Genomic DNA, 24,217 nt, shown 5'->3' with positions numbered 1-24,217 from the left:
CTCATTAGGGTACCTGCCAGTTTCCCCAGGGGTCAAAGCGTAGGCGCCCCCTGGAGCCGTTCCCGTGCATGAGGTTCGCCACGTCCGCACTCTGGCGTCTGGACCGAACTGGTGTCACGGTAGGTACATGACCGAGGAAACACCCGCCACCATGCCTGGACCTGACGGTATCGCCGAGGGCGACACCGACCAGCTCCCGACCGAGGACACCCTGTACAGCCGGGGTCCGAAGGACTTCCTCGACGAGGGGTACTCCCCGCCCGACCGCCCGCGCTCGAACCACTGGGGCGAGACCTCGTGGGAGGAGCGCCAGGGCGAGTCGATGGACCAGCGGCTCAGCGAGGAGGAGCCCGACGTCTGGCAGGGCGACCCGCTCGACCGCGCCGACACGTCGCGCGCGGGCCGGCTCGTCTCCGACCCCGACGCCGACCCCGGCAGCTACGCGGCGGAGGACGGCAGTCGCCAGAACGACCTGTACGGCACCGACGCGGGCATCGACGGCGCGGGGGCGAGCGCCGAGGAGGCCGCGGTCCACTGGGTCGAGGAGCCGTAGGTCAGGGTCCCACCACCTGCTCGTCCCAGACGTCCTCGTCCATCCGCTTGGTCCGGACGGCGTCCGCGCGGGCCGCGAGCTCGGCGTCCGGCGGGAACGTGATCTCCTCCAGGCACAGCCCCTCGGGCGGCACCACGAAGACGCCGGCGTCCCGCCGCCTGCTCGCCAGCAGGTCCGCGGGCCAGCTCCCGGGCCGGCGCCCCTCCCCCACCGCGATGGACGCACCGACCAGGGCGCGGACCATGTTGTGGCAGAACGCGTCGGCGACGACGTGCGCGACCGCGAGCCCGGCGTCGGGCCCGTCCGTGGGCCGCTCCCAGGCGATGCGCTGCAGCTCACGGATGGTCGTGGCGCCGGGCCGTGGCTTGCAGTACGAGGCGAAGTCCCGCACCCCGGTCAGCGGGCGCACGGCGGCGTCCATCGCCTCGACGTCCAGCGGCTTGCGGGACCACAGGACGTGCCGGCGGCGCAGCGGGTCGCGCAGCGCGACGTCGTCGGCGATCCGGTAGGTGTAGCGGCGGCGCAGCGCGGAGAAGCGGGCGTCGAAGCCCGCGGGCGCGGGCGTGGCCCGGCGCACGACGACGTCGCCGGGGAGCACGCCGCCGAACCGCGAGACCAGGGCCTGGCCCGGGGTGCGGCCGGTGCGCGCCGACCTGCCGGGCAGTGCCGCAAAGGCGTCGGCCGCGATGTCGACGTGCGCCACCTGGCCGCGCGCGTGGACGCCGGAGTCGGTGCGGCCGGCGACGGTGAACCGGGGCGTCGGCCTGCCGAGCTGCTCGCTGCGCAGGACCCGGGCGAGCCCGTCCTCCAGGGCGCCCTCGACGGTGCGCAGGCCCGGCTGGCGCGCCCAGCCCGCGAAGTCTGTGCCGTCGTAGGCGAGGTCGAGGCGGACCCGGATGAAGTCGTTCACGACAGCCATCTTCCCCGATACCCGCCCCGGGGTTCGTACAGTGACGTCATGGCAGACACCCTCACGCTGGCGGTCGACTGTGGCGGCGGCGGCATCAAGGCGGCCGTCCTGGACACCTCCGGCACCGCGCACGCGACGCCCGTCCGGGTGCCGACGCCGTACCCGCTCCCGCCCGAGCTGCTCGTCGACACGATCGCGAAGATCGCCACGGACCTCCCGGCCGCGGCGCGGGTCACGGTCGGCATGCCGGGCATGATCCGCAGCGGCGTGGTCGTGCACACGCCGCACTACATCACCAGGTCGGGGCCACGCTCGCGGGTGGTCCCCGCGCTCCAGGACGCGTGGAGCAGCTTCGACATGCAGGCGGCGGTCGCCGCGCGGCTCGGCCTGCCCGCCCTCGTCCTGAACGACGCCGAGGTGCACGGCGCCGGGGTGGTCGCGGCGTCGGGCCTGGAGCTCGTGATCACGCTCGGTACGGGTCTCGGGACGGCGATGTTCCACGGCGGCCGCATCGCGCCGCACCTGGAGTGGTCGCACGCACCCGTGCGCCGGAGCCTCACGTACGACCAGTACATCGGCGAGCCCGAGCGGCGCCGGCTCGGGGACGGGCTGTGGTCGCGCCGCGTGGTCACCGTCGTCGACGGGCTGCGGCCGGTCTTCCACTGGGACCGGCTCTACATCGGCGGCGGCAACGCGCGGTGCATCACGCCGTCGGCGCTGGCCCGCCTGGGCGACGACGTCGTCATCGTGCCCAACTCGGCAGCCCTGGTGGGCGGCGCCCGGGCCTGGGACCTGCCCCCATCCTGACCCCTTCGCGCCCCGTGTCAGACGTACAGGTCCCCCGAGGGACCTGTACGTCTGACACGTCGTACGACGACGCCGGGCCGCACCTTCCGTACGGAGGGTGCGGCCCGGCGTCGTGCGGGGAGAAAGAGGCTCAGGCCTCCTTCTTCTCCTTGGTCTCCTCGGCGGGAGCGTCCTCGACGGGGGCGTCCTTGACGTCCTCGGCGGGGGTCTCCTCGACCGGAGCGTCCTCGACGGGCGCGTCCTCGACCGGGGCAGCCTTCTCGGCGGCCTTGGTGGCCTCCTTGACGACGGCCTGCTTGGGGCTCACGGGCTCGGTGATGAGCTCGATGACCGCCATCGGCGCGTTGTCGCCCTTGCGGGTGCCGATCTTGGTGATGCGCGTGTAGCCACCGTTGCGCTCGGCCATGGCCGGGGCGATCTCGGTGAACAGCGTGTGGACCACGCCCTTGTCGCGCACGACGGTGAGCACGCGGCGACGGGCGGACAGGTCGCCCTTCTTCGCGAACGTGATCAGACGCTCGGCCAGGGGACGCAGGCGCTTGGCCTTGGTCTCCGTGGTCGTGATGCGGCCGTGCTCGAAGAGCGAGGTCGACAGGTTCGCGAGGATCAGACGCTCGTGAGCCGGGCTACCGCCGAGCCGTGCGCCCTTGGTGGGGGTAGGCATTGCTTGTCTCCTTGAATGTGGTTCCGCGCTCCCGGCCTAGGCCGGGAGCGGGACGTCAGTACGACTGCTCGCCGCTGCTGTAGGCCGCGGAGTCGCCACCCTCGAAGTACGAGGCGCCGGCCGGATCGAAGTCCAGCGGCGAGTCCTTGAGGCTGAGGCCGAGCTCGGCCAGCTTCTCCTTGACCTCGGTGATCGACTTCGCACCGAAGTTGCGGATGTCGAGCAGGTCCGCCTCGCTGCGGGCCACGAGCTCGCCCACCTGGTGGATGCCCTCGCGCTTGAGGCAGTTGTACGAACGGATGGTGAGGTTGAGCTCCTCGATCGGCAGCGCCAGGTCCGCGGCCAGCGCGGTGTCCGTCGGCGACGGGCCGATCTCGATGCCCTCGGCCTCGACGTTCAGCTCACGTGCCAGGCCGAACAGCTCGACCAGGGTCTTGCCAGCCGAAGCGAGCGCGTCGCGAGGCGTGATCGCCTGCTTGGTCTCGACGTCGACGATGAGCTTGTCGAAGTCGGTGCGCTGCTCGACTCGGGTGGCCTCGACCTTGTACGTGACCTTGAGGACCGGCGAGTAGATCGAGTCGACCGGGATGCGCCCGATCTCCGCGTCGAACTGCTTGTTCTGCGCGGCGGACACGTACCCACGGCCCCGCTCGACGGTCAGCTCGATCTCGAGCTTGCCCTTGTCGTTCAGGGTGGCGATGTGCAGGTCGGGGTTGTGCACCTCGACGCCCGCCGGCGGAACGATGTCCGCGGCGGTCACGGTGCCGGCGCCCTGCTTGCGCAGGTACATCACGACGGGCTCGTCGTTCTCCGAGGAGACGACGAGGTTCTTGATGTTGAGGATGATCTCGGTGACGTCCTCCTTCACGCCCGACACGGTGCTGAACTCGTGCAGCACGTTGTCGATACGGATGGACGTGACAGCCGCGCCCGGGATGGACGACAGCAGGGTGCGACGCATCGAGTTGCCGAGCGTGTAGCCGAAGCCAGGCTCGAGCGGCTCGATGGAGAAGCGGGAACGGCTCTCCGAGATGACCTCTTCGGTCAGCGTGGGGCGCTGTGCGATAAGCACTGTGGGTGTCCTTTCGGTGTGCGTCCGCTATATGACGCATCACGGTCTCTGCGATCTCTCGCAGCCCGGACGGATCTCTGTCACCGACCGGGCGGGGTGCTCACCGCGAACGGTGAGCGGATGTCGCGGTCCGGTCGCGGCCGGGGCCTGGGGCCCGCAGCCGCGACCGGCTACGACGAGTCGTCAGACGCGACGACGCTTCGGGGGGCGGCAGCCGTTGTGCGCCTGGGGCGTCACGTCCTGGATCGAGCCGACCTCGAGGCCGGTCGCCTGGAGCGAGCGGATGGCGGTCTCGCGACCGGAACCCGGGCCCTTCACGAAGACGTCGACCTTCTTGACGCCGTGCTCCTGCGCGCGGCGGGCAGCCGACTCGGCGGCCATCTGCGCGGCGTACGGGGTGGACTTGCGGGAGCCCTTGAAGCCGACGTGGCCGGCAGAGGCCCACGACACCACGGCACCGGACGGGTCGGTGATCGAGATGATCGTGTTGTTGAAGGTGGACTTGATGTGCGCCTGGCCGAGCGGGACGTTCTTCTTGTCCTTGCGGCGCGGCTTGCGGCCGGCGGCGGCGCGAGTCTTGGGAGGCATCTGTTCTGTAATCTCCTGGTCTGATCGGACCGGGGCGGTCTCAGCTCGGTGAGCCGACCGCTCCACGGACTGCTATCAGCGGGCCTTCTTCTTGCCCGCGACGGTGCGCTTGGGACCCTTGCGGGTGCGCGCGTTGGTCTTGGTGCGCTGACCACGCACCGGCAGGCCGCGACGGTGGCGCAGGCCCTGGTAGGTGCCGATCTCGACCTTGCGGCGGATGTCGGCCGCGACCTCACGGCGGAGGTCACCCTCGAGCTTGAAGCTGCCCTCGAGGTAGTCGCGGAGCGCAACGAGCTCGGCGTCGCCGAGGTCCTTCACGCGGACGTCCGGGCTGATGCCCGTGGCGGCCAGGGTCTCCTTCGCGCGGGTACGACCCACACCGAAGATGTACGTGAGCGCAACCTCAAGCCGCTTGTCGCGGGGGAGGTCGACGCCGATAAGACGTGCCATGTGCCTTCCGGCTCCTGTACTGCTCGTCGGAGGTCTGCCGCACCGCCATCCCGCGATTCTTCGCGGGCCCCGGCCTCCGGACCGAGGGTTCCCCTGCCCTGCGCGGTTGCCCGCGGGACTGGTTCGAGGTGGTGCGCTGGTGGTGGCCTCAGCCACCGACCCGGGCGGATGCCCGGGGCGTGATCAGCCCTGGCGCTGCTTGTGGCGCAGGTTGTCGCAGATCACCATGACGCGACCGTGCCGGCGGATCACCTTGCACTTGTCGCAGATCTTCTTGACGCTCGGCTTGACCTTCATCGGGTTTTCCTCCGCCACGAACGTCCGGTCTCCCGGTGCGCGCGCAGCAGTGTCGTGGGTGGTCGATCGTACGGCGACATCACCTTCGGCCAGGCCGCGGATGACGTAGCCCCGGATCGGGGACTGACTACTTGTAGCGGTAGACGATCCGGCCGCGGGACAGGTCGTACGGGCTGAGCTCCACCACCACGCGGTCCTCGGGAAGGATCCGGATGTAGTGCTGACGCATCTTTCCTGAGATGTGCGCGAGGACCTTGTGACCGTTCGACAGCTCGACGCGGAACATCGCGTTCGGCAGAGCCTCGATCACACTGCCCTCGATCTCGATGACACCGTCCTTCTTTGCCATATCCTCCGCTAACTCTCGTCGTGACTGCTTCCACGCCCACGGCAGCGCAGGGAACCCTGCGAAGCCGACAGTCGGGTGTGGATGTCGCGTGTGTCCGTGTGCCGCCTACCTCGTGTGCCTCGGCCTGCGCCCCGCTCGCGCGGGGACCGGCAGGCGCCGTCGGCACCCTTTCAAGATCTGGAGGCGTTGAACGGACTACACCCAGCGATCTATCTTACGTCAGTTCGTAAACCATTCAAAGCGAAGACGGCCGACGCCGCACGTCCGGCGCGTGAGCCTCGCCACGCGAGGTCCGCTCAGAGGTCGTACTCGACCCCGGGCGGGCCGATCATCGTGTGCGGCAGGCTGCCCACGAAGAAGAACAGCATCGGCAGCCAGCCGAGCACGAGGCCCAGGCCGAGCGCCACCAGCACCGGGCTCCGGCGGGTGGTCCAGAGCCACACCCCGGCCAGCCAGAGGACGACGCCGAGCAGCAGGACCGACTCCCACACCAGGAGCGAGGTGCCGAACCCGAGCACGATCCCGACCCACAGGAAGGGGCTCGGCGCGAGCCGGCGGGCCCACGTGGCGAGCCAGCGCCCGGACCGCCTGGCACCTCGGCCGGCCGCGGGGAGCACCCGTGTGTACCAGGGCCGGCGTGGCCGCCCCGGACCGGAGTGCGCCGGCACGTCGCGCCCTGGACCGCCGGGCGCCGGTACGGCAGGGCGGAGGGGCAGGATGTGCGCGTCGTCGGTCACAGGCCGATCGTAGCCAACTGACTCGCGCTTAAATAGACCCCGGGGTGAAGTTTCTCAGCCCAGCGCGACGGGTCGGACGTCGAAGTCGGCGAGCCGCTCCGCTCCCCCGTCGACCGCCGTCAGGACGACGATGCCGTCCTCGGTGATCGCGGTCGAGTGCTCCCAGTGCGCCGCGCGCGAGCCGTCGGTGGTGACCACCGTCCAGTCGTCCGCGAGCACCTTGGTCTCGCCAGCGCCGCGGGTGATCATCGGCTCGATGGCCAGGCACATGCCGCCCCGAAGGCGCGGGCCCGATCCCGAGGTGCGGTAGTTGTGCACGTCCGGGGGCTGGTGCATGGCGCTGCCGATGCCGTGCCCCACGTACTCCTCGACGATGCCGTACTCGGTGCCGGTGAGCTCACCGGCCAGCTCGACCGCCGTCTCGACGGCCTCGCCCACGGCGTTGAGCCGCTTGGCCGAGGCCAGGGTCGCGATCCCGGCCCACATGGCCGTCTCGGTGGCCCGGACGAGCGCGATGTCGGCGAGGTCCGTGCCCGAGGCGAGCAGGTCGTCGTCGGGCGCCCGGTGGTCCAGGGGACCTTCCGTGCCCAGCACGAACGAGATCGCGGAGTCACCGTGCCAGCCCTCGACGATCGCGCCGCAGTCGACGGAGACGAGGTCACCCGCGGCGAGCACCCGGCTGCCCGGGATGCCGTGGATGACCTCGTCGTTGACCGACGTGCAGATGACCGCCGGGAAGCCCTGGTAGCCCAGGAACGACGGCGTGGCCCCGGCCGCCTGGATGGTCGCGGCGGCGACCTTGTCCAGGTCGGCGGTGGTCAGGCCGGGCCGGGCCGCGGCGCGGACCGCTGCGAGCGTCTCGGCGACCACCAGACCGGCGCGCCGCATGAGGCGCACCTGGTCCGGCGTCTTGTACTCGACGCGCTCCCGGCCGAAGACCACCGCTCAGCCCAGCTGGGTCGCGAGCGAGGCGACGATACGGTCGGTGACCTCGGAGATCTCGCCGACACCGTCGACCTGGGCCAGCAGCCCACGCTCCGCGTAAGCGGCGGTGAGGGGAGCCGTCTCCTTGTCGTAGATGTCGAGCCGGCGGGCGATCCCCTCGGGGGTGTCGTCCTCCCGGCCCTCGTCCTGCGCACGCTTGGTCAGGCGCTCCATGAGGACCTCACGGTCCGCCGTCAGCTCGATGACGCCGTCGAGCTCCCAGCCGAAGCCGGCGAGCGCGGTGTCCAGCTCGGCGACCTGGGCCGCGTTGCGCGGGTAGCCGTCGAGCAGGAAGCCGGCCTTGACGTCCTCGTCGCCGAGGCGGTCGCGAACCATCGCGTTGGTGATCTCGTCCGGGACGAGCTCGCCCTTGTCGATGTACTCCTTCGCCGTCGTGCCGAGCTCCGTGCTGCCCTTGATGTTGGCCCGGAAGATGTCACCGGTGGAGATCGCCACGATTCCGAACACCTCGGCGAGGCGCGCGGCCTGCGTGCCCTTGCCGACGCCCTGCGGGCCCATGATGACCAGGCGCGTGACCTGGCCCTCCTTGTCCGGACGAGCGTGGAGCTCGCGGCGAGAGGTGGTGGTGGGGGTCTGGCTCAACGGAGGAATCCTTCGTAGTGGCGCTGTTGCAGCTGGGAGTCGATCTGCTTGACCGTCTCCAGCCCGACGCCGACCACGATGAGGATCGAGCTACCGCCGAAGGGCAGGTTGGTGCTGACGCCAAGGAAGACGAGCACCAGCGTCGGGATCAGCGCGATCAGCGCGAGGTACAGGGAACCGGCGGAGGTGATCCGGGTGATCACGAAGTCGAGGTACTCCGCGGTGGGGCGGCCGGCCCGGATGCCCGGGATGAAGCCGCCGTACTTCTTCATGTTGTCCGCGACCTCGTCCGGGTTGAACGTGATCGACGTGTAGAAGAAGCAGAAGAAGATGATCATCAGCGTGTAGACCGCGATGTAGAGCGGCGACGACTGCTGGACCAGGTTGTTGGAGATCCAGATGACCCACTCGGAGCTCTGGTCCCCGAACTGGGCGAGGAGGCCCGGGATGGCGAGGATCGACGCCGCGAAGATCACGGGGATCACGCCGGACATGTTGATCTTGATCGGGATGTACGTGCTGGTCCCGCCGTACATGCGGCGGCCGACCATGCGCTTCGCGTACTGCACCGGGATGCGGCGCTGCGACTGCTCGACGAACACCACGAGACCGATCACCAGGATGATGACCAGGATCATGATCGTGAAGTTCAGGACGCCGTTGGCGCCACCGGCGATCGACCACAGGGAGGTCGGGAAGCTCGCGGCGATCGACGTGAAGATCAGGAGCGACATGCCGTTGCCGACGCCGCGCTCGGTGATGAGCTCGCCGAGCCACATGACCAGGCCGGTACCGGCGGTCATGGTGATGACCATGAAGATCGAGGTCAGGATGCTGTCGTCGGCGATCACGTCGAGGCCACAGCCCTGGAACAGCACACCCTGGCGCGCCGTCGTGATGACGGTCGTCGACTGGAGGATCGCGAGGGCGATCGTCAGGTAGCGGGTGTACTGGGTCAGCTTGGTCTGGCCCGACTGGCCCTCCTTGTGCAGCGCCTCGAAGCGCGGGATGACCACGCGAAGCAGCTGCACGATGATGCTCGCCGTGATGTACGGCATGATCCCGAGGGCGAAGATCGACAGCTGCAGCAGCGCGCCGCCGCTGAAGACGTTGATGAGGCCGAGCAGCGAGTTGTCGCCCGCCTGGGCAATACATTGCTGCACGTTCGCATAGTCCACACCGGGAGTCGGGATGAACGACCCGAGCCGGAAGATCGCCATGATCGCGATCGTGAACAGCAGCTTGCGCCGCAGGTCTGGCGTCCGGAAAGCCCGGCCGAAAGCGCTGAGCACCCTATCCTCCTGGCCCGCCGTTGCGGGATCTAGTGTCGCCGGCAGGCGCCGGCGAGGTGTGTCGAACGTGGGCCAGACCACAACGGTGCAGCCAGACCGTGTCGGATTCTACGTTGCTTACGGGGTCCGGTGGACCACGTTCGCTCCGGGAAATACTCAAGAGAGCACACAGGGCCGGCCGCGCTCACGCGCCGCCGGCCCTGTCAGCTGTCTCAGGCCTCCGAGACCGAACCGCCGGCCGCCAGGATCTTGTCCTTGGCGGACGTCGAGACGCGGTCGACCGCGATCTCGAGCTTGACGGTGATGTCACCGTTGCCGAGCACCTTCACGGGCTGGCCCTTGCGGACCGCGCCCTTCGCGACCAGGTCCTCGACGGTGACGGAGCCACCCTCGGGGAACAGCGCGGAAAGCTTGTCCAGGTTCACGACCTGGTACTCGACCCGGAACGGGTTCTTGAACCCGCGCAGCTTCGGAAGGCGCATGTGCAGGGGAACCTGCCCACCCTCGAAGCCGTGGGGCACCTGGTAACGAGCCTTCGTACCCTTGGTACCACGGCCTGCCGTCTTACCCTTCGAGCCCTCACCGCGACCCACACGGGTCTTCGCGGTCTTGGCGCCGGGGGCGGGACGGAGGTGGTGGACCTTCAGCGGCTTGTTCTCCGCCATGATCACTCGACCTCCTCGACGGCGACGAGGTGCGCCACCGTCTTGACCATGCCACGGATCTCCGCGCGGTCCTCCTTCACGGCGGTGTCGCCGATCCGCTTGAGGCCGAGCGTCCGCAGCGTGTCACGCTGGTTCTGCTTGCCGCCGATGGCGGACTTGGTCTGAGTCACCTTGAGACGAGCCATCACGCACCCGCCTTCGCAGTCGACTCGGCACGGCCTGCAGCCTGCGCGCGGAGCAGCGCGGCCGGGGCCACGTCCTCCAGCGGGAGGCCACGACGAGCGGCAACAGCAGCCGGCTCCTCGAGACCCCGGAGGGCCGCGACCGTGGCGTGCACGATGTTGATCGCGTTCGACGAACCGAGCGACTTGCTCAGCACGTCGTGGATGCCGGCGCACTCCAGCACGGCGCGCACCGGACCACCGGCGATCACACCGGTACCCGGCGACGCCGGACGCAGGAACACGACACCGGCGGCGGCCTCACCCTGGATGGGGTGCGGGATGGTGCCCTGGATGCGAGGGACGCGGAAGAAGTTCTTCTTCGCCTCCTCGACACCCTTGGCGATCGCCGCGGGCACCTCCTTGGCCTTGCCGTAGCCGACACCGACGGTGCCGTCACCGTCGCCCACCACGACGAGCGCGGTGAAGCTGAAGCGGCGGCCGCCCTTGACGACCTTGGCGACGCGGTTGATGGAGACGACCTTCTCGACGAAGGCGCTCTTCTCCTCGCGCCCTCCGCGACGGTCGTCCCGACGCCCGCCACCACGGCGGCCGTCGTTTCGGTCCTTGTTCTCGGTGGCGGCACCCTGGGGGGCGCCGCTGCGCTGCCCTGCAGCCATCAGAGAGTCCTCTTCTTCCGTGCGTTGGTCATCACAGGGCCAGACCGCCCTCGCGGGCGCCGTCAGCCACTGCAGCGACGCGACCGTGGTACTTGTTGCCGCCGCGGTCGAACACGACGGTGTCGACGCCGACAGCCTTGGCACGCTCGGCGACGAGCTCGCCGACCTTGCGGGCCTTGGCCGTCTTGTCGCCGTCGAACGCACGCAGGTCGGCCTCGAGGGTCGACGCCGAGGCGACGGTCTTGCCCAGGCCGTCGTCCACGATCTGCGCGACCATGTGGCGCGCGGAACGGGTGACGACCAGACGGGGACGAACGGCGGTGCCGGTGATCTTCTTACGCAGGCGCAGGTGACGGCGCTGGCGAGCGACGGACTTGCCCTTGCCCAGGATCTTGATAGCCATCGTCACTTACCAGCCTTTCCGACCTTGCGGCGGACGTTCTCGCCGGCGTAGCGCACGCCCTTGCCCTTGTAGGGCTCGGGCTTGCGGATCTTGCGAATGTTCGCTGCGACCTCGCCGACCTGCTGCTTGTCGATGCCCGAGACCGAGAACTTGGTGGGGCTCTCGACAGCGAACGTGACACCCGCGGGGGGTTCGATGACAACGGGGTGGCTGAAGCCGAGCGCGAACTCGAGGCTCGAACCCTTCGCCACGACACGGTAACCAGTACCGACGATCTCGAGCTTCTTCTCGTAGCCCTCGGTCACGCCCGTGATCATGTTGGCGATCAGCGTGCGGGTGAGGCCGTGCAGCGCACGGGAGTTCCGCTCGTCGTCCGGACGGGACACCACGAGCTGGGCGTCCTCCTGGGCGACATTGATGGGTGCGGGCACGTTGTGCTCGAGAGAACCCTTGGGGCCCTTCACGGTCACGAGCGCGCCGCTGACAGTGATGTCCACGCCGGCTGGGACCGGAACGGGAAGCTTGCCGATTCGAGACATTGGCGTTTTCTCCTTTCCGGATTACCAGACGTAGGCGAGGACTTCGCCGCCGACGCCCTTGGCCTGTGCCTGACGGTCGGTCAGCAGGCCGGAGGACGTGGACAGGATCGCCACGCCCAGGCCGCCGAGGACCTTGGGCAGTTCGGTGGACTTGCGGTACACGCGCAGACCGGGCTTCGAGATCCGGCGCACGCCGGCAAGGGCGCGCTCCCGGTTCTGCCCGTACTTCAGCTCGATCGTGAGGGACTTGCCCACCTGGGCGTCCTCCACGGACCAGCCGACGATGTAGCCCTCGGCCTGCAGGATCTCAGCGATGTGCGTCTTCAGCTTCGACGACGGCATGGAAACCGTGTCGTGGTGCGCCGAGTTCGCGTTACGCAGACGGGTCAGCATGTCTGCGATCGGGTCGGTCATAGTCATCGGGCTCTTGCCCTTCCTCGCCGGGGTATCCGAACGACCTTGTTTGGCCGGACAGACCTACGGCGTAGTTGTGTTACCAGCTGCTCTTGGTGACGCCGGGAAGCTCGCCGCGGTGGGCCATCTCCCGCACGCAGATGCGGCACAGGCCGAACTTGCGGTAGACGGAGTGCGGACGACCGCACTTCTGGCACCGGGTGTAGGCGCGAACCGCGAACTTCGGCTTGCCGGCCGCCTTGTTGATCAGGGCCTTCTTCGCCATGTCAGTTCTCCTTGAAGGGGAAGCCGAGACGGCGCAGCAGGGAGCGGCCCTCGTCGTCGGTCGTCGCCGTCGTCACGACCGTGATGTCCATACCGCGGACGCGGTCGATCTTGTCCTGGTCGATCTCGTGGAACATCGACTGCTCCGTGAGACCGAAGGTGTAGTTGCCGTGCCCGTCGAACTGCTTGGGCGACAGGCCGCGGAAGTCGCGGATACGCGGCAGAGCGGTGGACAGCAGGCGGTCGAGGAACTCCCACATGCGGTCGCCGCGGAGCGTGACGTGCGCACCGATCGGCATGCCCTCGCGCAGCTTGAACTGAGCGATGGACTTGCGAGCCTTGGTGACCTGCGGCTTCTGACCGGTGATCGCCGAGAGGTCGCGGATCGCGCCCTCGATGAGCTTCGAGTCCTTGGCCGCGTCGCCGACACCCATGTTCACGACGATCTTCGTGAGACCGCCGGCCTGGTGCAGGTTCTTGTGGCCGAACTCCTCGATCAGCGCCGAGAGGATCTCCTCGCGGTACTTCTGCTTGAGGCGCGGCAGGGCCGGAGCCTCGATGGTCGTCTCGGTCATCAGATGTCCTTCCCGGAGCGCTTCGCGACGCGGATCCGGACGGTCTTGTTCCGACCGTCCCGCTCCACCTGCTCGAGGCGGTACCCGACGCGGGTGCCCTTCTTGGTCTCCGGGTCGACGATCATCACGTTGCTCACGTGGATCGGCGCCTCGACCGTCTCGATGCCACCGGTGCGGGTGCCGCGCTGCGACTGGCCCACCTTGGTGTGCTTCGTGACGCGCTGAACACCCTCGACCACGAGGCGGTCGGAGTCCTTGAGGACCTCGAGCACACGGCCGGTCTTGCCCTTGTCGCGACCCGAGATCACGATGACCTGGTCGCCCTTCTTGATCTTCGCCATGGTCAGAGCACCTCCGGAGCCAGCGAGATGATCTTCATGAACCGCTTGTCACGCAGCTCACGGCCGACCGGGCCGAAGATGCGGGTGCCGCGAGGCTCACCGTCGTTCTTCAGGATGACGGCGGCGTTCTCGTCGAACTTGATGTAGGAACCGTCGGGACGACGGCGCTCCTTGGCGGTCCGGACGACGACGGCCTTGATGACGTCGCCCTTCTTCACGTTGCCGCCCGGGATCGCATCCTTGACGGTGGCGACGATGGTGTCGCCGATTCCGGCGTAGCGACGGCCGGAGCCACCGAGAACGCGGATGCAGAGAATCTCCTTGGCACCCGTGTTGTCGGCGACCCGAAGTCGCGACTCCTGCTGGATCATTTGAGTGAACTCCTGTCGTCGAACTGGTTCTCGCGCGGACTGCTTCCGGCGAGCCTGGCCGAACGGATAGTTGCTGTGCTGGGGGCGCCACGCGTACGTGTGTCACGCACCGCCCCCAGCGGGAAGAGAAGTCTTACTTGGCCTTCTCGAGGATCTCCACGAGCCGGAACCGCTTGGTGGCGGACAGCGGGCGGGTCTCCATGATCAGAACGAGGTCGCCGATGCCGGCGTCGTTCTGCTCGTCGTGCACCTTGACCTTGGTGGTGCGACGGATGACCTTGGCGTAGAGCGGGTGCTTCACCCGGTCCTCGACCTCGATCACGATGGTCTTGTCCATCTTGTCGCTCACCACGTAGCCGCGGCGCACCTTACGCGTCGCGCGCTGGGCCTCGGGGGCCTCAGCGGCAGTCGTGTTGTCGCTCATTGCCTCACTCACTCACGCTCGGAGCCGTACGGATGCCGAGCTCGCGCTCGCGCAGGATCGTGTAGATCCGGGCGATGTCGCGACGCACGGCCTTGAGACGACCGTGGCTCTCGAGCTGGCCGGTCGCCGACTGGAAGCGGAGGTTGAACAGCTCCTCCTTGGCTTCCTTCAGCTTGGCAACGAGAGTCTCGTCGTCCATGCCGTCCAGATCGATCGGGGCGAGCCCCTGGGTACCGATAGCCATCAGACACCACCCTCGCGCACCACGAAACGGCACTTCATCGGGAGCTTGTGCATCGCGCGGCGCATGGCCTCGCGTGCAAGGGACTCGTCCACACCGGCCAGCTCGAAAACGATGCGGCCCGGCTTGACGTTGGCGACCCACCACTCCGGCGAACCCTTACCGGAACCCATGCGGGTCTCGGCAGGCTTCTTCGTCAGCGGACGGTCGGGGTAGATGTTGATCCACACCTTGCCGCCACGCTTGATGTGGCGGGTCATCGCGATACGCGCCGCCTCGATCTGGCGGTTGGTGACGTACGCCGGCTCCAGAGCCTGGATGCCGAAGTCGCCGAACGCGATCTGGGTGCCACCCTTGGCCGCGCCGGAGCGCGACGGGTGGTGCTGCTTGCGGTGCTTGACCCTGCGCGGGATCAGCATGGTCAGGCCTCCGTTCCGGTCTCTGCGGCCGGAGCTGCGGGCGCCTCGGCCGCGGGAGCGGACTCTGCGCTGCGCTCGGCCGGACGCTCGTTGCGACGGCCACCGCCACGACGGTCTCCGCCGCGCTCGCCACGCTCGGGGCGGTCGCCCCGGCCACGACCCTGACGGGGTGCGGCTGCAGCCTGCTGAGCGGCGAACTCCTTCTCGGTGGTCTCGCCCTTGTAGATCCACACCTTCACGCCGATACGGCCGAAGGTGGTGCGGGCCTCGTAGAAGCCGTAGTCGATGTACGCACGGAGCGTGTGCAGGGGCACGCGGCCCTCGCGGTAGAACTCCGAACGGCTCATCTCGGCGCCACCGAGGCGGCCGGCGACCTGGACGCGGATGCCCTTCGCACCGGCGCGCTGGGCTGACTGCATGCCCTTGCGCATGGCGCGACGGAACGAGACACGGCTGGCGAGCTGCTCGGCAATGCCCTGAGCAACGAGCTGCGCGTCGATCTCCGCGTTCTTGACCTCGAGGATGTTGAGCTGGACCTGCTTGCCCGTGAGCTTCTCGAGCTCACCGCGGATGCGGTCTGCCTCAGCACCCCGACGGCCGATGACGATGCCCGGACGCGCCGTGTGGATGTCCACGCGGACGCGGTCGCGGGTGCGCTCGATCTCGACCTTGGAGATGCCGGCACGCTCGAGGCCGGTGCCCATGAGCTTGCGGATCTGAACGTCCTCACGGACGTAGTCGCGGTACCGCTGACCAGGCTTGGTGCTGTCGGCGAACCAACGCGACCGGTGGTCGGTGGTGATACCGAGGCGGTACCCGTGCGGGTGAACCTTCTGTCCCACTATCGGGCCCCTTCCTTGTCGGCGAGCACCACGGTGATGTGGCTGGTGCGCTTGAGAATGCGCGTTGCACGTCCCTGAGCCCGCGGGCGGAACCGCTTGAGCGTCGGCCCCTCGTCGACGAGCGCGACGGAGACGAACAGGTCGCCCTCGTCGAAGCGCTCGCTGGCGCGGTCGGCCTTCACCCGAGCGTTGGCGATCGCGCTCTCCACAACCTTGCGGATCGGCTCGCTGGCGGCCTGCGGTGCGAACTTCAGCACCGCGACGGCCTCAGAGGCCTGCTTGCCACGGATGAGGTCCACGACGCGCCGGGCCTTCTGGGGCGTGACACGGACGAACCGCGCCTGCGCCTTGGCTTCCATTGCTGTCCTGCTTCCTTTTCTCAGACAGTCCAGATCATCACTGCTGTGGGTAGGGAGATCCCTACGCCTCAGCGGCGACGACCCTTCCTGTCGTCCTTCACGTGGCCGCGGAAGGTCCGCGTGGGAGCGAACTCGCCGAGCTTGTGGCCGACCATCGCCTCGGTCACGAAGACCGGGACGTGCTTACGACCGTCGTGCACGGCAAAGGTGTGACCGAGAAAGTCGGGCGTGACAACCGACCGACGGGACCAGGTCTTGATGACTGTCTTGGTCCCCTTCTCGTTCTGGACGTCCACCTTCTTCTGAAGGTGTCCGTCTACGAAGGGGCCCTTCTTCAGGCTACGAGGCATGTTTCAGGCTCCTATCAGCGCTTCTTGCCGGTACGACGACGACGGACGATCATCCGGTCGCTCGACTTGTTCGGACGGCGGGTACGACCCTCGGCCTGGCCCCAGGGGCTGACCGGGTGACGACCACCGGACGTCTTACCCTCACCACCACCGTGGGGGTGGTCGACCGGGTTCATGGCGACACCGCGGACGGTCGGGCGCTTGCCCTTCCAGCGCATACGGCCGGCCTTGCCCCAGTTGATGTTCGACTGCTCGGCGTTGCCCACCTCGCCGACCGTCGCGCGGCAGCGCAGGTCGACGTTGCGGATCTCACCGGACGGCATACGCAGCTGGGCGTAGGGGCCGTCCTTGGCGACGAGCTGCACCGACGCACCAGCCGAACGGGCGATCTTCGCACCGCCACCGGGCCGCAGCTCGATGGCGTGGATGACCGTACCGGTCGGGATGTTGCGCAGCGGCAGGTTGTTGCCGGGCTTGATGTCGGCGCCTGCACCGGCCTCGATGCGGTCGCCCTGCGACAGCTTGTTCGGCGCGATGATGTAGCGCTTCTCGCCGTCCGCGTAGTGCAGGAGCGCGATGCGTGCCGTGCGGTTGGGGTCGTACTCGATGTGAGCGACCTTCGCGGGCACGCCGTCCTTGTCGTGACGACGGAAGTCGATGACGCGGTAGGCGCGCTTGTGGCCGCCACCCTTGTGCCGCGTCGTGATGCGACCGGTGTTGTTACGGCCACCGGACTTGCTCAGCGGGCGGACCAGTGACTTCTCCGGCTGCGAGCGCGTGACCTCGACGAAGTCGGCGACGCTGGAGCCTCGACGGCCGGGCGTCGTCGGCTTGTACTTACGGATTCCCATGGAAACCTGTCCTCAATCGTCTCTCGTCAGCTCAGCCGACCGGACCGCCGAAGATGTCGATCGTTCCCTCGCGGAGGGTGACGATCGCACGCTTCGTGTCCTTACGCTTGCCGAGGCCGAAACGCGTGCGACGCGTCTTGCCCTTGCGGTTGATCGTGTTCACCGAGGCGACCTTGACGCTGAAGACCTTCTCGATCGCGATCTTGATCTCGGTCTTGTTGGCGCTCGGGTCCACGATGAAGGTGTACTTGCCCTCGTCGAGAAGGTTGTAGCTCTTCTCGGAGACGACCGGCGCGAGCAGGATGTCGCGCGGGTCCTTCACGGTGACGGTCACTTTGCGGTCTCCTCGGTCTCGGCCTCGGACTCCGTGGCGACAGCCTTCCCGGCCTTGGCCGGACCCTCGAGGAACGCGGCGAGCGCGCCCTCGGTGAAGATGACGTCGTCGGAGACGAGCACGTCGTAGGTGTTCAGCTGGTCAGCGACCAGGAGGTGCACCTCGGGCACGTTGCGAAGGGACTTGACCGTGGCCTCGTCGTCACGCTGCGTCACGATGAGCACGTGCTCACGCGTGGTCAGCTTCGTGATCGTCGAGAGCGCCGTCTTGGTCGACGGGACACCGTCGATGCCGAAGCCGGCGACGACGTGCACGCGACCCGCGCGAGCGCGGTCGGAGAGCGCACCGCGCAGGGCGGCGGCCTTCATCTTCTTCGGGGTGCGCTGGTCGTACTTGCGCGGCTGCGGGCCGTGGACGGTGCCACCACCGGCGAACTGCGGGGCGCGCGTCGAACCCTGGCGGGCGCGACCGGTGCCCTTCTGCTTGTACGGCTTGCGGCCACCACCGCGGACCTCGCCACGAGTCTTCGTGGAGGCGGTGCCCTGGCGGGCGGCTGCGCGCTGCGCAACGACCACCTGGTGGATCAGCGGGATGTTCACGGCGACGTCGAACACCTCAGCGGGGAGCTCGGCAGTGCCGGACTTCTTGCCCTGGGCGTCCAGGACGTCGACAGTCAGAGCGGTCATCGGGTTCACGCTCCCTTCGCGGCGTTACGCACGAGGACGACGCCACCCTTGGGGCCGGGAACCGCGCCCTTGACGAGCAGCAGACCCTTCTCGACGTCGACCGCGTGAACGGTCAGGTTCTGGGTGGTCTGACGGTCATTACCCATCCGACCGGCCATCCGCACGCCCTTGAAGACTCGCGACGGCGTCGAGGCGCCACCGATCGAGCCCGGCTTGCGGTGGTTGCGGTGCGCACCGTGCGAGGCGCCCACGCCGGAGAAGCCATGACGCTTCATCACACCGGCGGTGCCCTTGCCCTTGGTGGTACCGATGACGTCGACCAGGGCGCCGGCCTCGAAGGCCTCCGCGGTGATCTCCTGGCCGAGCGTGAACTCGGCGGCGTTCTCGGTACGAACCTCGGCCACGTGACGGCGCGGCGTCACGCCGGCCTTCTCGAAGTGGCCCTTGAGGGGCTTGGTGACCTTACGGGGGTCGACCTGGCCGGCCGCGAGCTGAACAGCCGCGTAGCCGTCGGCGTCCACCGTACGGATCTGGGTCACCACGTTGGTGCCCACGGAGACCACGGTCACCGGCACGAGGCGGCCTGCCTCGTCCCAGAGCTGGGTCATACCAAGCTTCGTGCCGAGCAACGCGGTCACGTTCTTCTGCTGGTTGGTCATGATGTCCTCCAGCCTCAGAGCTTGATCTCGATGTTCACGTCCGCCGGCAGGTCGAGTCGCATGAGCGAGTCGACGGCCTTGGGCGTGGGATCGATGATGTCGATGAGCCGCTTGTGCGTACGCATCTCGAAGTGCTCGCGGCTGTCCTTGTACTTGTGAGGCGACCGGATCACAACGAAGACGTTCTTCTCCGTCGGCAGCGGCACCGGACCCACGACCGTCGCACCAGCGCGAGTGACCGTGTCGACGATCTTGCGCGCCGAACTGTCGATCACCTCGTGGTCGTAGGACTTGAGCCGGATGCGGATCTTCTGTCCCGCCATGGCGTCGTCTGACTCTCTCTCTCGAACCGCTACTGTCCGACCCACGCACTCGGGCGTGTCGCTTAAAGCGGCACAGCCGGGCGCAGAACACCATTGCTGGTGCCGGGGCCGTTGGGAAGTGATCTGACCCAGCTCTGAAGCTGGACCGACCACGACGTTTGCCGAGCCTGCTCGGAACAGTGCCTCCGGAAAACCGGAGAACGTGTGCTCCGCGGGGCGCTCCATACGCATCGAATAGCAAGCGATAAACCCCGCGACCCCTCGTCCGGATTACCCCGGGAGGGTGACCGCTCCAGCCTCTGCCGGCCCCGAACGATCCGGGACCTGGGCTGCGGTTCTGCACACTGTTCGACACTTGAAAGAGCGCGCCTGTGACAGGCAACTATGCAATCTTGCCATACGTCTTGGCATGCGCCAAACGCAAGGCGGTGTGATGCCCACTACTCAAGCAACAGGGCCCGGGCGCCGAAGCGCCCGGGCCCCATCGTTCAGCTGACTTCCGTCAGATGAGTCCGTGCACCAGGATCACTTGATGATCTTGGTGACGCGGCCCGATCCGACCGTGCGGCCACCCTCGCGGATGGCGAAGCCCAGGCCCTCCTCCATGGCGATCGGCTGGATCAGCTCGACCGACATCTCGGTGTTGTCGCCCGGCATGACCATCTCGGTGCCCTCGGGCAGCGTGATGACGCCGGTGACGTCCGTGGTACGGAAGTAGAACTGCGGGCGGTAGTTCGAGTAGAACGGGTTGTGACGGCCACCCTCGTCCTTGCCCAGGATGTAGACCTGAGCCTCGAAGTTCGTGTGCGGGGTGATGGAACCCGGCTTCACGACGACCTGGCCACGCTCGACGTCCTCGCGCTTGATGCCACGCAGGAGGAGACCGGTGTTGTCGCCGGCCTGCGCCTGGTCCATCTGCTTGTGGAACGTCTCGATGCCCGTGACGGTGGTCTTCTGCGGGACGCGGATACCCACGATCTCGACATCGGAGTTGATGTCCAGGGTTCCACGCTCGACCTTGCCGGTGACGACGGTGCCACGACCGGTGATCGTGAAGACGTCCTCGATCGGCATGAGGAACGGCTTGTCGAGGTCGCGCTCCGGCTCCGGAACGTTCTCGTCGACGGCGTCCATCAGCTCGACGATCTTCTCGACCCACTCCGGGTCGCCCTCGAGAGCCTTGAGGCCCGAGACGCGAACGACCGGGGCGTTGTCGCCGTCGAACTCCTGCGACGACAGCAGCTCGCGGACCTCCATCTCGACGAGCTCGAGGATCTCCTCGTCGTCGACCATGTCGGACTTGTTGAGCGCGACGAGCAGGTAGGGCACGCCGACCTGACGGGCGAGCAGCACGTGCTCACGCGTCTGGGCCATCGGGCCGTCGGTCGCGGCGACCACCAGGATCGCGCCGTCCATCTGGGCGGCACCGGTGATCATGTTCTTGATGTAGTCGGCGTGACCCGGGGCGTCGACGTGCGCGTAGTGGCGCTTCGGCGTCTCGTACTCGATGTGCGCGATGTTGATCGTGATACCGCGCTGCTTCTCCTCCGGCGCGGCGTCGATCTCGTCGAAGTTGCGCTGCGTGTTCGCCGGGAGCTCCGGGTACTTGTCCGCAAGCGTCTTCGAGATCGCGGCGGTCAGCGTCGTCTTACCGTGGTCGACGTGACCGATCGTGCCGATGTTGACGTGCGGCTTGGTCCGCTCGAACTTGGCCTTAGCCACTGGGGTCCTCCTGGGACTTGGGTAGATGTTCCGAACGTTGCAGATGCTCGGCCAAGAAGCCTACAACTGCGGGGCGTGCGGTTTTTCCTACAGGTTGGTTGTGCGGGTCGACCTGTGGGGACTCACTCGCCCCGGGTCTTCTTGATGATCTCTTCGGCAACTGCCTTGGGAACCTCGGCGTAGCTGTCGAACTGCATCGAGTACACCGCGCGACCCTGGGTCTTCGACCGGAGGTCACCGATGTAGCCGAACATCTCGCTGAGCGGCACCTGGGCGCGAACGACCTTCACACCGGTCGCGTCCTCCATGGACTGGATCATGCCACGTCGAGAGTTGATGTCGCCGATCACGTCGCCCATGTACTCCTCGGGCGTACGCACCTCGACGGCCATGACCGGCTCGAGCAGGACAGGGTCGGCGCGCTTGACGCCTTCCTTGAAGACCATCGAACCGGCAATCTTGAACGCCATCTCCGAGGAGTCGACGTCGTGGTACGCACCGTCGATCAGCGACGCCTTGACGCCGACGACCGGGAAGCCCGCCAGCACACCCTGCTGCATGGCCGACTGGATACCGGCGTCGACCGACGGGATGTACTCGCGCGGGATGCGGCCACCGGTGACGGCGTTCTCGAACTCGTAGAGCTCGCCCTCCGACGTCTCCAGCGGCGCGAAGGTCACCTGGACCTTGGCGAACTGGCCGGAACCACCGGTCTGCTTCTTGTGCGTGTAGTCGACCTTCTCCGCGACGCGGCGAATGGTCTCGCGGTAGGCGACCTGCGGCTTGCCGACGTTCGCCTCGACCTTGAACTCGCGACGCATACGGTCGACGAGGATGTCGAGGTGGAGCTCGCCCATGCCGCCGATGACGGTCTGGCCGGTCTCGTCGTCCAGCTTCACGCGGAAGGTGGGGTCCTCCTGCGCGAGCTTCTGGATGGCGGTCGACAGCTTCTCCTGGTCGGCCTTCGTCTTCGGCTCGATCGCCACGTCGATGACGGGCTCCGGGAAGCTCATCGACTCGAGGATGACCTGGTTCTGCGGGTCCGACAGGGTGTCACCGGTGGTGACGTCCTTGAGCCCGATGAACGCGTAGATGTGGCCGGCGTGCGCCTCTTCGACCGGGTTCTCCTTGTTGGAGTGCATCTGGAAGAGCTTCCCGATGCGCTCCTTCTTGCCCTTGGTCGAGTTCTGCACCTGGGCGCCCTGCGCGACCTTGCCCGAGTAGACGCGGACGTAGGTCAGCTTGCCGAAGAACGGGTGCGTGGCGACCTTGAAGGCGAGAGCCGAGAACGGCTCCGACTCCTCGGGACGACGCACGACGACCTTCTCGGCGTCCTTGACGTCGTGGCCCTCGACGGCCGGCACGTCGAGCGGCGACGGCAGGTAGTCGATGACGGCGTCGAGCATGGGCTGCACGCCCTTGTTCTTGAACGCCGAGCCGCACAGGACCGGGAAGGCCGCGGACGAGATGACGAGCTTGCGGATGCCGCTCTTGATCTCGGCGATCGTGAGCTCCTCGCCACCGAGGAACTTCTCGAGCAGGTCGTCGTCGGCCTCGGCGACGGCCTCGATGAGCTCGGCACGGTACTGCTGCGCCTTCTCGACGAGGTCGGCCGGGATCTCCTCGACCTCGTACTCCTCGCCCATCTTGGTGTCGCCGCGCCAGGTCAGCGCCTTCATCTCGATGAGGTCGACAACGCCCTCGAAGTCGTTCTCAGCACCGATCGGGAGCTGGATGACGAGCGGCTTCGCCTTGAGGCGGTTGATGATCGTGTCGACGGTGAAGTAGAAGTCGGCGCCGAGCTTGTCCATCTTGTTGACGAAGCAGATGCGCGGGACGTCGTACTTGTCCGCCTGCCGCCACACCGTCTCGGACTGGGGCTCGACACCCTCCTTGCCGTCGAACACGGCAACCGCGCCGTCCAGCACGCGGAGCGACCGCTCCACCTCGACCGTGAAGTCGACGTGGCCCGGCGTGTCGATGATGTTGATCTGGTTGTTCTTCCAGTAGCAGGTCGTCGCGGCGGACGTGATCGTGATGCCGCGCTCCTGCTCCTGCTCCATCCAGTCCATCGTCGACGCACCGTCGTGCGTCTCACCGATCTTGTAGTTCACACCCGTGTAGAACAGGATGCGCTCGGTCGTCGTGGTCTTTCCGGCATCGATGTGGGCCATGATGCCGATGTTGCGGACCTTGTTCAGGTCGGTCAGCACGTCGAGTGCCACGGTGTCTTACCCCTTGGTCTAAAGGTGGGCTGGGGGCCGGCGGTCAAGCATCCACCGACGGCCCCGGGGGTGACCCGGGGCCGCTCGGAAGCTACTACCAGCGGTAGTGCGCGAAGGCCTTGTTGGAGTCGGCCATCTTGTGCATGTCCTCGCGGCGCTTGACCGCGGCACCGAGACCGTTCGACGCGTCGAGGATCTCGTTCATGAGACGCTCCGTCATCGTCTTCTCGCGGCGAGCGCGGGAGAAGTCGGTGAGCCAGCGCAGCGCGAGCGTGGTGGCGCGCGTCGGACGCACGTCGACCGGCACCTGGTAGGTGGCGCCACCGACGCGGCGGGAGCGCACCTCGAGGGCGGGGCGGACGTTGTCCAGCGCACGCTTCAGCACCACGACAGGGTCGCCGTCGGTCTTGGAGCGGACGCCCTCGAGGGCGCCGTAGACGATCGCCTCGGCGGTCGACTTCTTGCCGTCGAGCAGGACCTTGTTGATCAGCTGCGTGACAACCGGGGACCCGTAGACCGGGTCGACGATGAGCGGCCGCTTCGGGGCCGGACCCTTACGGGGCATTAGCTCTTCTCCTTCTTGGCGCCGTAACGAGACCGAGCCTGCTTGCGACCCTTGACACCCTGGGTGTCGAGCGCGCCGCGGACGATCTTGTAGCGAACGCCGGGAAGGTCCTTCACACGGCCGCCGCGCACGAGCACGATCGAGTGCTCCTGCAGGTTGTGACCGACACCGGGGATGTACGCGGTGACCTCGACCTGCGAGGAAAGCTTCACACGGGCGACCTTGCGGAGGGCCGAGTTCGGCTTCTTGGGGGTGGTGGTGTACACACGGGTGCACACGCCGCGCCGCTGGGGGGAACCCTTGAGGGCCGGAGTCTTCGACTTCACGGCCTTCGAGGTCCGCCCCTTGCGGACGAGCTGCTGGATCGTAGGCACTACGTCTCCGTCGTCTTCTTGAGCTTCGGCGACGCCCTGCCGGCGTCCCCGTCGATGGTTCTGGCTTGTGCGTGCCGATCGCATGCGGCACCCACAGCCCCGCACGGGGACTGCTACGCCACTT

38 protein-coding genes are annotated in these 24,217 nt (G+C 67.7%); 2 read left to right on the top strand and 36 right to left on the bottom strand.

All coding sequences use genetic code 11. The features are described 5' to 3' along the window. Positions 1-127: 127 nt before the first annotated feature. Positions 128-553, top strand: a complete 426-nt coding sequence (locus FHX71_RS27185; RefSeq protein WP_182620580.1) for a DUF5709 domain-containing protein — start codon at positions 128-130, stop codon at positions 551-553. Position 554: 1 nt separating this feature from the next. Here the strand turns inward: FHX71_RS27185 and FHX71_RS27180 are convergent, their stop codons facing one another. Next, positions 555-1,472 carry a tRNA pseudouridine synthase A gene (locus FHX71_RS27180; protein WP_182620579.1) on the bottom strand — a complete coding sequence of 306 codons (918 nt, stop codon included), beginning with the start codon at positions 1,470-1,472 and terminating at the stop codon, positions 555-557. Positions 1,473-1,511: 39 nt separating this feature from the next. On the opposite strand from FHX71_RS27180, the gene FHX71_RS27175 reads away from it, so the two are divergent. Continuing rightward, a complete protein-coding gene (locus FHX71_RS27175) occupies positions 1,512-2,270 on the top strand; it encodes an ROK family protein (RefSeq protein ID WP_020016142.1) in 759 nt (252 codons plus the stop codon). A gap of 130 nt (positions 2,271-2,400) precedes the next feature. Here the strand turns inward: FHX71_RS27175 and rplQ are convergent, their stop codons facing one another. From rplQ to rpsL, 35 genes are all read right to left on the bottom strand, one after another. After that, a complete protein-coding gene (rplQ, locus tag FHX71_RS27170; protein WP_182620578.1) occupies positions 2,401-2,934 on the bottom strand; it encodes a 50S ribosomal protein L17 in 534 nt (177 codons plus the stop codon). 55 nt (positions 2,935-2,989) lie between these two features. After that, on the bottom strand, positions 2,990-4,006 hold the full coding sequence (locus FHX71_RS27165; protein ID WP_182620577.1) for a DNA-directed RNA polymerase subunit alpha: 1,017 nt from the start codon (positions 4,004-4,006) through the stop codon (positions 2,990-2,992). 183 nt (positions 4,007-4,189) lie between these two features. After that, positions 4,190-4,594 carry a 30S ribosomal protein S11 gene (gene rpsK / locus FHX71_RS27160; protein WP_020016139.1) on the bottom strand — a complete coding sequence of 135 codons (405 nt, stop codon included), beginning with the start codon at positions 4,592-4,594 and terminating at the stop codon, positions 4,190-4,192. Between the two features lie 75 nt (positions 4,595-4,669). After that, complete coding sequence (gene rpsM / locus FHX71_RS27155) at positions 4,670-5,044, bottom strand: 30S ribosomal protein S13 (protein ID WP_182620576.1); 375 nt, start codon at positions 5,042-5,044, stop codon at positions 4,670-4,672. Positions 5,045-5,227: 183 nt separating this feature from the next. Beyond that, the gene (gene rpmJ, locus FHX71_RS27150) at positions 5,228-5,341 is read right to left on the bottom strand and encodes a 50S ribosomal protein L36 (protein ID WP_003956441.1); all 114 of its coding nucleotides are present in this window, start codon (positions 5,339-5,341) and stop codon (positions 5,228-5,230) included. A gap of 127 nt (positions 5,342-5,468) precedes the next feature. After that, complete coding sequence (gene infA / locus FHX71_RS27145; RefSeq protein WP_020016137.1) at positions 5,469-5,690, bottom strand: translation initiation factor IF-1; 222 nt, start codon at positions 5,688-5,690, stop codon at positions 5,469-5,471. Positions 5,691-5,986: 296 nt separating this feature from the next. Beyond that, positions 5,987-6,427, bottom strand: a complete 441-nt coding sequence (locus tag FHX71_RS27140; RefSeq protein ID WP_182620575.1) for a hypothetical protein — start codon at positions 6,425-6,427, stop codon at positions 5,987-5,989. Positions 6,428-6,481: 54 nt separating this feature from the next. After that, positions 6,482-7,369, bottom strand: a complete 888-nt coding sequence (gene map / locus FHX71_RS27135; protein WP_182620574.1) for a type I methionyl aminopeptidase — start codon at positions 7,367-7,369, stop codon at positions 6,482-6,484. A 3-nt stretch (positions 7,370-7,372) separates the two neighbouring features. Further along, positions 7,373-7,930, bottom strand: a complete 558-nt coding sequence (locus tag FHX71_RS27130) for an adenylate kinase (protein ID WP_182620856.1) — start codon at positions 7,928-7,930, stop codon at positions 7,373-7,375. A gap of 80 nt (positions 7,931-8,010) precedes the next feature. Beyond that, entirely contained in the window at positions 8,011-9,306 is a 1,296-nt protein-coding gene (gene secY / locus FHX71_RS27125; protein ID WP_182620573.1) for a preprotein translocase subunit SecY, read from the bottom strand. 212 nt (positions 9,307-9,518) lie between these two features. Further along, positions 9,519-9,971, bottom strand: coding sequence for a 50S ribosomal protein L15 (gene rplO, locus FHX71_RS27120; protein WP_182620572.1), 453 nt, complete (start codon positions 9,969-9,971; stop codon positions 9,519-9,521). A 2-nt stretch (positions 9,972-9,973) separates the two neighbouring features. Continuing rightward, complete coding sequence (rpmD, locus tag FHX71_RS27115) at positions 9,974-10,156, bottom strand: 50S ribosomal protein L30 (RefSeq protein WP_020016131.1); 183 nt, start codon at positions 10,154-10,156, stop codon at positions 9,974-9,976. Further along, a complete protein-coding gene (rpsE, locus tag FHX71_RS27110; RefSeq protein WP_182620571.1) occupies positions 10,156-10,812 on the bottom strand; it encodes a 30S ribosomal protein S5 in 657 nt (218 codons plus the stop codon). The genes rpmD and rpsE overlap by 1 nt, the downstream gene beginning before the upstream one ends. Before the next feature lie 31 nt (positions 10,813-10,843). Continuing rightward, positions 10,844-11,215: a 50S ribosomal protein L18 gene (rplR, locus tag FHX71_RS27105; protein ID WP_182620570.1), complete on the bottom strand. Its 372-nt coding sequence runs from the start codon at positions 11,213-11,215 to the stop codon at positions 10,844-10,846. A 2-nt stretch (positions 11,216-11,217) separates the two neighbouring features. After that, a complete protein-coding gene (rplF, locus tag FHX71_RS27100) occupies positions 11,218-11,754 on the bottom strand; it encodes a 50S ribosomal protein L6 (RefSeq protein ID WP_108492292.1) in 537 nt (178 codons plus the stop codon). A 21-nt stretch (positions 11,755-11,775) separates the two neighbouring features. Then, the gene (gene rpsH / locus FHX71_RS27095) at positions 11,776-12,174 is read right to left on the bottom strand and encodes a 30S ribosomal protein S8 (protein ID WP_182620569.1); all 399 of its coding nucleotides are present in this window, start codon (positions 12,172-12,174) and stop codon (positions 11,776-11,778) included. A 73-nt stretch (positions 12,175-12,247) separates the two neighbouring features. Continuing rightward, positions 12,248-12,433, bottom strand: a complete 186-nt coding sequence (locus FHX71_RS27090; protein ID WP_020016126.1) for a type Z 30S ribosomal protein S14 — start codon at positions 12,431-12,433, stop codon at positions 12,248-12,250. A 1-nt stretch (position 12,434) separates the two neighbouring features. Then, a complete protein-coding gene (rplE, locus tag FHX71_RS27085) occupies positions 12,435-13,007 on the bottom strand; it encodes a 50S ribosomal protein L5 (protein ID WP_182620568.1) in 573 nt (190 codons plus the stop codon). Next, a complete protein-coding gene (gene rplX, locus FHX71_RS27080; RefSeq protein ID WP_182620567.1) occupies positions 13,007-13,348 on the bottom strand; it encodes a 50S ribosomal protein L24 in 342 nt (113 codons plus the stop codon). The genes rplE and rplX overlap by 1 nt, the downstream gene beginning before the upstream one ends. A 2-nt stretch (positions 13,349-13,350) precedes the next feature. Next, the gene (rplN, locus tag FHX71_RS27075) at positions 13,351-13,719 is read right to left on the bottom strand and encodes a 50S ribosomal protein L14 (protein ID WP_020016123.1); all 369 of its coding nucleotides are present in this window, start codon (positions 13,717-13,719) and stop codon (positions 13,351-13,353) included. A 133-nt stretch (positions 13,720-13,852) separates the two neighbouring features. Continuing rightward, positions 13,853-14,143 carry a 30S ribosomal protein S17 gene (gene rpsQ, locus FHX71_RS27070; protein WP_182620566.1) on the bottom strand — a complete coding sequence of 97 codons (291 nt, stop codon included), beginning with the start codon at positions 14,141-14,143 and terminating at the stop codon, positions 13,853-13,855. A gap of 4 nt (positions 14,144-14,147) precedes the next feature. Further along, positions 14,148-14,387 (bottom strand): 50S ribosomal protein L29, encoded by a 240-nt coding sequence (gene rpmC / locus FHX71_RS27065; protein ID WP_116673593.1) that lies wholly within the window; start codon positions 14,385-14,387, stop codon positions 14,148-14,150. Next, entirely contained in the window at positions 14,387-14,803 is a 417-nt protein-coding gene (gene rplP / locus FHX71_RS27060) for a 50S ribosomal protein L16 (RefSeq protein ID WP_020016120.1), read from the bottom strand. Before rplP ends, rpmC begins: the two co-directional genes overlap by 1 nt. A 2-nt stretch (positions 14,804-14,805) precedes the next feature. Further along, positions 14,806-15,645: a 30S ribosomal protein S3 gene (gene rpsC, locus FHX71_RS27055; RefSeq protein ID WP_182620565.1), complete on the bottom strand. Its 840-nt coding sequence runs from the start codon at positions 15,643-15,645 to the stop codon at positions 14,806-14,808. Beyond that, positions 15,645-16,004, bottom strand: a complete 360-nt coding sequence (gene rplV / locus FHX71_RS27050) for a 50S ribosomal protein L22 (RefSeq protein ID WP_108492299.1) — start codon at positions 16,002-16,004, stop codon at positions 15,645-15,647. Before rplV ends, rpsC begins: the two co-directional genes overlap by 1 nt. A gap of 68 nt (positions 16,005-16,072) precedes the next feature. Next, positions 16,073-16,354 (bottom strand): 30S ribosomal protein S19, encoded by a 282-nt coding sequence (gene rpsS / locus FHX71_RS27045; RefSeq protein WP_116673590.1) that lies wholly within the window; start codon positions 16,352-16,354, stop codon positions 16,073-16,075. A gap of 14 nt (positions 16,355-16,368) precedes the next feature. Next, positions 16,369-17,205 carry a 50S ribosomal protein L2 gene (gene rplB / locus FHX71_RS27040; RefSeq protein ID WP_182620564.1) on the bottom strand — a complete coding sequence of 279 codons (837 nt, stop codon included), beginning with the start codon at positions 17,203-17,205 and terminating at the stop codon, positions 16,369-16,371. Positions 17,206-17,236: 31 nt separating this feature from the next. Continuing rightward, positions 17,237-17,539, bottom strand: a complete 303-nt coding sequence (gene rplW, locus FHX71_RS27035) for a 50S ribosomal protein L23 (protein WP_182620563.1) — start codon at positions 17,537-17,539, stop codon at positions 17,237-17,239. Continuing rightward, on the bottom strand, positions 17,536-18,225 hold the full coding sequence (gene rplD / locus FHX71_RS27030; RefSeq protein WP_182620562.1) for a 50S ribosomal protein L4: 690 nt from the start codon (positions 18,223-18,225) through the stop codon (positions 17,536-17,538). The genes rplW and rplD overlap by 4 nt, the downstream gene beginning before the upstream one ends. A gap of 5 nt (positions 18,226-18,230) precedes the next feature. Beyond that, positions 18,231-18,884, bottom strand: coding sequence for a 50S ribosomal protein L3 (gene rplC / locus FHX71_RS27025; RefSeq protein WP_182620561.1), 654 nt, complete (start codon positions 18,882-18,884; stop codon positions 18,231-18,233). A gap of 14 nt (positions 18,885-18,898) precedes the next feature. Next, positions 18,899-19,207 (bottom strand): 30S ribosomal protein S10, encoded by a 309-nt coding sequence (gene rpsJ / locus FHX71_RS27020; protein ID WP_019146773.1) that lies wholly within the window; start codon positions 19,205-19,207, stop codon positions 18,899-18,901. Between the two features lie 525 nt (positions 19,208-19,732). Continuing rightward, a complete protein-coding gene (tuf, locus tag FHX71_RS27015; protein WP_182620560.1) occupies positions 19,733-20,929 on the bottom strand; it encodes an elongation factor Tu in 1,197 nt (398 codons plus the stop codon). Positions 20,930-21,051: 122 nt separating this feature from the next. Then, positions 21,052-23,154, bottom strand: a complete 2,103-nt coding sequence (gene fusA / locus FHX71_RS27010) for an elongation factor G (RefSeq protein WP_182620559.1) — start codon at positions 23,152-23,154, stop codon at positions 21,052-21,054. Between the two features lie 94 nt (positions 23,155-23,248). Beyond that, entirely contained in the window at positions 23,249-23,719 is a 471-nt protein-coding gene (rpsG, locus tag FHX71_RS27005; protein ID WP_182620558.1) for a 30S ribosomal protein S7, read from the bottom strand. Further along, positions 23,719-24,093, bottom strand: a complete 375-nt coding sequence (gene rpsL, locus FHX71_RS27000; protein ID WP_182620557.1) for a 30S ribosomal protein S12 — start codon at positions 24,091-24,093, stop codon at positions 23,719-23,721. Before rpsL ends, rpsG begins: the two co-directional genes overlap by 1 nt. Positions 24,094-24,217: the final 124 nt, after the last annotated feature.

The sequence above is a fragment of the Promicromonospora sukumoe genome (genome assembly GCF_014137995.1).
Lineage (GTDB): Bacteria > Actinomycetota > Actinomycetes > Actinomycetales > Cellulomonadaceae > Promicromonospora > Promicromonospora sukumoe.
The sequence above is the reverse complement of the archived record's forward strand: the minus strand, read 5'-3'. Positions and strand labels throughout refer to the sequence as shown.

Excerpts from the sequence above, each read along its gene's own strand:
- FHX71_RS27130 (WP_182620856.1), bottom strand. The coding sequence starts at position 7,930 with ATGGGCCCGCAGGGCGTCGGCAAGGGCACGCAGGCCGCGCGCCTCGCC.
- rpsG (WP_182620558.1), bottom strand. The coding sequence starts at position 23,719 with ATGCCCCGTAAGGGTCCGGCCCCGAAGCGGCCGCTCATCGTCGACCCG.
- infA (WP_020016137.1), bottom strand. The coding sequence starts at position 5,690 with ATGGCAAAGAAGGACGGTGTCATCGAGATCGAGGGCAGTGTGATCGAG.
- rplP (WP_020016120.1), bottom strand. The coding sequence starts at position 14,803 with ATGCTGATCCCGCGCAGGGTCAAGCACCGCAAGCAGCACCACCCGTCG.
- rpsK (WP_020016139.1), bottom strand. The coding sequence starts at position 4,594 with ATGCCTCCCAAGACTCGCGCCGCCGCCGGCCGCAAGCCGCGCCGCAAG.
- rpsH (WP_182620569.1), bottom strand. The coding sequence starts at position 12,174 with ATGACTATGACCGACCCGATCGCAGACATGCTGACCCGTCTGCGTAAC.
- rpmD (WP_020016131.1), bottom strand. The coding sequence starts at position 10,156 with ATGGCTCGTCTCAAGGTGACTCAGACCAAGTCCGCCATCGGCGGCAAG.
- rpsM (WP_182620576.1), bottom strand. The coding sequence starts at position 5,044 with ATGGCACGTCTTATCGGCGTCGACCTCCCCCGCGACAAGCGGCTTGAG.
- rpsE (WP_182620571.1), bottom strand. The coding sequence starts at position 10,812 with ATGGCTGCAGGGCAGCGCAGCGGCGCCCCCCAGGGTGCCGCCACCGAG.
- rplR (WP_182620570.1), bottom strand. The coding sequence starts at position 11,215 with ATGGCTATCAAGATCCTGGGCAAGGGCAAGTCCGTCGCTCGCCAGCGC.
- FHX71_RS27185 (WP_182620580.1), top strand. The coding sequence starts at position 128 with ATGACCGAGGAAACACCCGCCACCATGCCTGGACCTGACGGTATCGCC.
- rplD (WP_182620562.1), bottom strand. The coding sequence starts at position 18,225 with ATGACCGCTCTGACTGTCGACGTCCTGGACGCCCAGGGCAAGAAGTCC.
- rpsS (WP_116673590.1), bottom strand. The coding sequence starts at position 16,354 with ATGCCTCGTAGCCTGAAGAAGGGCCCCTTCGTAGACGGACACCTTCAG.
- rplF (WP_108492292.1), bottom strand. The coding sequence starts at position 11,754 with ATGTCTCGAATCGGCAAGCTTCCCGTTCCGGTCCCAGCCGGCGTGGAC.
- FHX71_RS27090 (WP_020016126.1), bottom strand. The coding sequence starts at position 12,433 with ATGGCGAAGAAGGCCCTGATCAACAAGGCGGCCGGCAAGCCGAAGTTC.
- rpsJ (WP_019146773.1), bottom strand. The coding sequence starts at position 19,207 with ATGGCGGGACAGAAGATCCGCATCCGGCTCAAGTCCTACGACCACGAG.
- rplN (WP_020016123.1), bottom strand. The coding sequence starts at position 13,719 with ATGATCCAGCAGGAGTCGCGACTTCGGGTCGCCGACAACACGGGTGCC.
- rplQ (WP_182620578.1), bottom strand. The coding sequence starts at position 2,934 with ATGCCTACCCCCACCAAGGGCGCACGGCTCGGCGGTAGCCCGGCTCAC.
- rplX (WP_182620567.1), bottom strand. The coding sequence starts at position 13,348 with ATGGCGAAGATCAAGAAGGGCGACCAGGTCATCGTGATCTCGGGTCGC.
- rplC (WP_182620561.1), bottom strand. The coding sequence starts at position 18,884 with ATGACCAACCAGCAGAAGAACGTGACCGCGTTGCTCGGCACGAAGCTT.
- rplO (WP_182620572.1), bottom strand. The coding sequence starts at position 9,971 with ATGGCGGAGAACAAGCCGCTGAAGGTCCACCACCTCCGTCCCGCCCCC.
- FHX71_RS27180 (WP_182620579.1), bottom strand. The coding sequence starts at position 1,472 with ATGGCTGTCGTGAACGACTTCATCCGGGTCCGCCTCGACCTCGCCTAC.
- rpmC (WP_116673593.1), bottom strand. The coding sequence starts at position 14,387 with ATGGCTATCGGTACCCAGGGGCTCGCCCCGATCGATCTGGACGGCATG.
- rplB (WP_182620564.1), bottom strand. The coding sequence starts at position 17,205 with ATGGGAATCCGTAAGTACAAGCCGACGACGCCCGGCCGTCGAGGCTCC.
- FHX71_RS27175 (WP_020016142.1), top strand. The coding sequence starts at position 1,512 with ATGGCAGACACCCTCACGCTGGCGGTCGACTGTGGCGGCGGCGGCATC.
- rpmJ (WP_003956441.1), bottom strand. The coding sequence starts at position 5,341 with ATGAAGGTCAAGCCGAGCGTCAAGAAGATCTGCGACAAGTGCAAGGTG.
- rpsQ (WP_182620566.1), bottom strand. The coding sequence starts at position 14,143 with ATGAGCGACAACACGACTGCCGCTGAGGCCCCCGAGGCCCAGCGCGCG.
- rplE (WP_182620568.1), bottom strand. The coding sequence starts at position 13,007 with ATGACCGAGACGACCATCGAGGCTCCGGCCCTGCCGCGCCTCAAGCAG.
- rplV (WP_108492299.1), bottom strand. The coding sequence starts at position 16,004 with ATGGAAGCCAAGGCGCAGGCGCGGTTCGTCCGTGTCACGCCCCAGAAG.